Raw genomic sequence first — 2,159 nt, 5'->3', positions numbered from 1 at the left:
AGGTGAAATATGAAAAAAACAAAAGAAATAATACCAGGTTTTATAGTATGTGTTTTTATAGCAATGATTGGAAAATTTTTAGCCAGTTTTATGCCTAGTTTAGGGGCAGCCACTTTTGCAATATTTTTAGGAATAATAGCAGGAAATACCATTCTTAATAATAAAAGATATGATGAAGGAAGTAAATTTTCAGAAAGAGAGCTTCTTTCATATTCCATAGTGCTTATGGGGGCAACGTTACAATTAAGTGATATAAAGTCTGTAGGACTAGGAGGAGTAGTATTTATAGTACTTCAAATGATATTTACAATAAGTTCAGCCTTTATTATAGGAAGAAAACTTGGTTTTAATAGAAAGTTTTCATTATTAATGAGCGCAGGTAATGCTGTATGTGGATCATCCGCTATAGCATCAGTATCTCAAGTGGTTCATCCAAATGCTAAAGATAAAGGATTATCTGTAACTATAGTTAATGTAACAGGAACTATTCTTATGTTTGTATTACCTATTGTGGCTGGAATTATGTATAATCATGAAACTATACAAACATCAGCTTTATTAGGTGGAACATTACAATCTGTTGGACAAGTTATTGCATCAGCACAGTTTGTAAATGAAAGTGTAGTTGAAATGGCAACTATATTTAAAATTCTAAGAATAATACTTATAGTTGCAGTAGTAATTTTATTTTCAAGAGTAAATACCAGTGAAGAAGGAAAACTATTTGAAAAAAAATATAATAATGGAAAAAAGGTAAAAGTAACAGTACCTTGGTTTATAATAGGTTTCTTTATATTAAGTGTTATATATAGCTTAGGATTAATTCCAAAGCAAGTATCATCAGTAGCTCATTATGTTAGTGGACAATTTGAAATAATAGCCTTAGCTGCTATTGGTATGAGGGTTAAATTTAAAGATTTAATTAAAGAAGGTCCAAAAGGAATGTTATATGGAGGTTTAGTTGGATTAATGCAAATTATTTTTGCATTAGTATTAATTAAAATTTTCATATAAGAGAAATAATATAATAATTTAAATATCCTGATAATACTATTTATAATTAAAATTTAAGTATGCAAATATTGTTATTATTGTATAAATAAATAGGAATTAAAATACTAAAAATAAAATCTAAAATAAAAAAACTCTAAACTAAATTATATGAAAAGTTTAGAGTTTTTTTTATTTATAGATTTATAGTTATTAATTTAATATACTTTAGAAAAAATAATATATTCCTTTATTTATCAGAGTAAATTATAAAGTTAATTATTAGTTTTTAGTATATTTAATTGCAATTGTTTCTGTTAGTTCCAATGGGATTACCTGTTATATCACAAATACCATCTCCATTTAAATCCCTTTCTTTTTTCATTTGTTTTTTATTTTGGCAATTTATTTTACCAGCTTTGATAGAATTTCCAGTTATGTCACAAACCCCATCTTTATTGGTATCTCTTTTTCTATTTTTTTGCCCTTTATTTTTACAATTTTTTTTACCACTTTCAACAATATTACCAGATATAGGGCATAAATTATCTTTTTGTGTGTTTTCAATACTAGGAGATTGCTCTAAATTATCATTACTTGTTCCTTCACTTGCCATTGCTATAGAAGCATTTACCCCACATGCTAATATACCACTAACAAGAATTAAACTTAACATTTTTTTGATTTTCATAAAAGTTTCCTCCAATCTTTACAATAAAATTTTTCTACTAAACTAAAAATAAAGTTAAGTAAAAAGATTAATAGTGTAAATATAGCTAAAACTATCTATTAATAATTATCCCCTTTAACTAGAAAATATAGAAAATAATATAAAATATTACTATATTTGTAAATATAATAACTTAATAAATTTTATTTGTCAAGTATATATTAATATTTATTTAATACAATAAAAAAAGAAAGACAGAGCATTCATTATAGAATAGCCTGTCTTTCTTTTTAAGTTTTATTTTTTATGGTGTGCTGTTAAATGTTTTTTATTAAAATTAATTAGTGATATTATGAAAGAGTTTATAAATGCAAATAAAACTGCACTAACAATTTCATTTAAAGAAAACTCATTAGTTATTAGTGCTAACCAAGAATTAAGCCCTATAAGTAAAAAAGCAATAACTATATTGAAATTATTGTTTATTAGCTTTATAAAC

General features: G+C 24.5%; 2 protein-coding genes. One reads left to right on the top strand and one right to left on the bottom strand.

Annotated features, from left to right (window positions below; genetic code table 11):
• Positions 1–9 precede the first annotated feature (9 nt).
• On the top strand, positions 10–1,014 hold the full coding sequence (locus tag GBZ86_RS15250) for a YeiH family protein (protein ID WP_152892073.1): 1,005 nt from the start codon (positions 10–12) through the stop codon (positions 1,012–1,014).
• 274 nt (positions 1,015–1,288) lie between these two features.
• Here GBZ86_RS15250 and GBZ86_RS15245 read toward each other — a convergent pair whose 3' ends face one another.
• Complete coding sequence (locus GBZ86_RS15245) at positions 1,289–1,681, bottom strand: hypothetical protein (protein ID WP_152892071.1); 393 nt, start codon at positions 1,679–1,681, stop codon at positions 1,289–1,291.
• Positions 1,682–2,159: the final 478 nt, after the last annotated feature.

The sequence above is a fragment of the Clostridium tarantellae genome (assembly GCF_009295725.1).
GTDB classification, from domain to species: domain Bacteria; phylum Bacillota; class Clostridia; order Clostridiales; family Clostridiaceae; genus Sarcina; species Sarcina tarantellae.
Note: the sequence above shows the minus strand (reverse complement) of the source record. Positions and strands in the feature narration are given on the sequence as shown.